Source organism: Paracoccus sp. NSM (assembly GCF_052379855.1).
In the GTDB taxonomy this organism is placed as follows: domain Bacteria; phylum Pseudomonadota; class Alphaproteobacteria; order Rhodobacterales; family Rhodobacteraceae; genus Paracoccus.
Genome location: NZ_JBQTCG010000028.1, coordinates 2,501 through 5,559, shown reverse-complemented (window position 1 = coordinate 5,559; position 3,059 = coordinate 2,501). Strand labels below are relative to the sequence as shown.

General features: G+C 54.9%; 2 rRNA genes (1 of these 2 cut by a window edge). Both read right to left on the bottom strand.

Annotated elements, in window-relative coordinates:
* Nucleotides 1–89 precede the first annotated feature (89 nt).
* A 5S ribosomal RNA gene (rrf, locus tag ACTZWU_RS16645) occupies nt 90–204 on the bottom strand.
* Between the two features lie 91 nt (nt 205–295).
* A 23S ribosomal RNA gene (locus ACTZWU_RS16640) occupies nt 296–3,059 on the bottom strand (it continues 69 nt past the right edge of the window).

Sequence of the window (3,059 nt, the reverse complement as noted above, 5' to 3'; positions counted from 1 at the left end):
TGACGAGCTACCGGGCTGCTCTACCCCGCGCCATTTTTGTCCTGATCGGTTTTTTGATCGTTTCAGAGGGATGATGCGTTTCTTTCCAGGTCTGGCGGTGACCTACTCTCCCACGTCTTGAGACGCAGTACCATCGGCGCAGCGGCACTTAACGGCCGAGTTCGGGATGGGATCGGGTGTTTTGCTCGCGCTAGGGCCACCAGACCGGGAAAGAAACGCTCAGCGTGCGGGACTTTTCGGGTCCTGCGTGTTGTCCAAGGATGTTCCTGGGAAGAAGGTCTGTCTTCTTCCGGATCAAATCAAGCCTATCGAGCCATTAGTACCGGTCAACTGAATGCATTGCTGCACTTACATCTCCGGCCTATCGACGTGGTGGTCTTCCACGGCTCTCAAGGGAGACCTTGTTTTGAGGGGGGCTTCACGCTTAGATGCCTTCAGCGTTTATCCTGTCCGTTCATAGCTACCCTGCACTGCCGTTGGCACGACAACAGGTCCACCAGTGGAACGTTCACCCCGGTCCTCTCGTACTAGGGGCAACTCCTCTCAAGTCTCCAACACCCACGGCAGATAGGGACCGAACTGTCTCACGACGTTCTAAACCCAGCTCACGTACCTCTTTAAATGGCGAACAGCCATACCCTTGGGACCTGCTCCAGCCCCAGGATGAGATGAGCCGACATCGAGGTGCCAAACGATGCCGTCGATATGGACTCTTGGGCATCATCAGCCTGTTATCCCCAGCGTACCTTTTATCCGTTGAGCGATGGCCCTTCCACTCGGGACCACCGGATCACTATGGCCGACTTTCGTCTCTGCTCGACTTGTCAGTCTTGCAGTCAGGCTGGCTTCTGCCATTGCACTCAACGACCGATTTCCGACCGGTCTGAGCCAACCTTCGCGCGCCTCCGTTACTGTTTGGGAGGCGACCGCCCCAGTCAAACTACCCACCACGCAGGGTCCCGGACCCGGATAACGGGCCGCGGTTAGACATCAAGAGTGCGAAGGGCGGTATCTCAAGGATGGCTCCACGGGAACTGGCGTCCCCGTTTCAAAGCCTACCGCCTATCCTGCACATCGCAATCCTGATGCCAGTGCGAAGTTGTAGTAAAGGTGCATGGGGTCTTTCCGTCTAACCGCGGGAAGTCTGCATCTTCACAGACAATTCAATTTCGCTGAGTCCACGTTTGAGACAGCGGGGAAGTCGTTACGCCATTCGTGCAGGTCGGAACTTACCCGACAAGGAATTTCGCTACCTTAGGACCGTTATAGTTACGGCCGCCGTTTACCGGGGCTTCAATTCAAGGCTTGCACCTCTCCTTTTAACCTTCCGGCACCGGGCAGGCGTCAGACCCTATACGTCGTCTTGCGACTTCGCAGAGCCCTGTGTTTTTAGTAAACAGTCGCCACCCCCTGGTTTGTGCCCCCGACCGATAGTTGCCTACCAATCGGGCCTCCTTCTCGCGAACTTACGGAGGTATTTTGCCGAGTTCCTTAAACGTGGTTCTCTCAAGCGCCTTGGTATTCTCTACCAGTCCACCTGTGTCGGTTTCGGGTACGGTCTTGTGGAGGGCTATTTCCAGGAACCCCTAAGCAGCCCATTCAATCCGATAAGGATGAACTACCTTCGGGATCCGTCACCATCTCCTGGCCCAGGAATATTAACCTGGTTCCCATCGACTACGCCTTTCGGCCTCGCCTTAGGGGCCGGCTTACCCTGCTCAGATTAGCTTTAAGCAGGAACCCTTGGACTTTCGGCGACAGGGTCTCTCACCCTGTTTGTCGCTACTCATGTCAACATTCTCACTTCTGATCACTCCACCGGTTGCCTCACGGCCCGGCTTCACAGTCAGAACATTGCCTCCGTTGATCCGTGAGGATCAAAAGAGGCAGCGTTCTATATCACAGAACGCTCCGCTACCACGCATCCCGAAGGATGCATCCAAAGCTTCGGCTCGTGGCTTGAGCCCCGTTACATCTTCGCCGCAAGACCTCTTGATTAGACCAGTGAGCTGTTACGCTATCTTTAAAGGATGGCTGCTTCTAAGCCAACCTCCTGGTTGTTTTGGAAGTCTCACATGCTTTCCCACTTAGCCACGAATTGGGGGCCTTAGCTGTTGGTCAGGGTTGTTTCCCTCTCCACGACGGACGTTAGCACCCGCCGTGTGTCTCCCGGATAGTCCTCTCGGGTATTCGGAGTTTGCTTAGACTCAGTAAGGCTGTGGGCCCCCATCATCCATGCAGTGCTCTACCCCCCGAGGGATACGTCCGAGGCGCTACCTAAATAGCTTTCGCGGAGAACCAGCTATCTCCGAGTTTGATTGGCCTTTCACCCCTAGGCACAAGTCATCCCGACCTTTTTCAACAGGTGTGGGTTCGGACCTCCAGTTGGTGTTACCCAACCTTCATCCTGCTCATGCCTAGATCACTCGGTTTCGGGTCTGATCCGTCTGACTAAATCGCGCATTTAACACTCGCTTTCGCTGCGCCTACACCTAACGGCTTAAGCTTGCCAGACAGACCAAGTCGTTGACCCATTATACAAAAGGTACGCCGTCACCCCTCAAGGGGGCTCCGACTGCTTGTAGGCGTCCGGTTTCAGAAACTGTTTCACTCCCCTCGTCGGGGTGCTTTTCACCTTTCCCTCACGGTACTGGTTCGCTATCGGTCAGCAAGGAGTACTTAGCCTTCGAGGGTGGTCCCCCGATCTTCAGACAGGATTTCACGTGTCCCGCCCTACTTGATACGTCCAATCAGACTTCCCATACGGGGCTGTCACCCGCTATGGCCGATCTTTCCAGATCGTTCTGGTCATCATCATGGCTCGGCTGGTCCGCGTTCGCTCGCCACTACTAGCGGAGTCTCTATTGATGTCCTTTCCTCCGGGTACTTAGATGTTTCAGTTCCCCGGGTTCGCTTCTTGAACCCTATGTGTTCAGGTCCAAGATACCTGGTCAGCCCGATTGTTGATTGCGAAGCAAACAACAACCAAGCTTCAGGTGGGTTTCCCCATTCGGAAATCCATGGATCAAAGCTTATTCTCAGCTCCCCATGGCTTATCG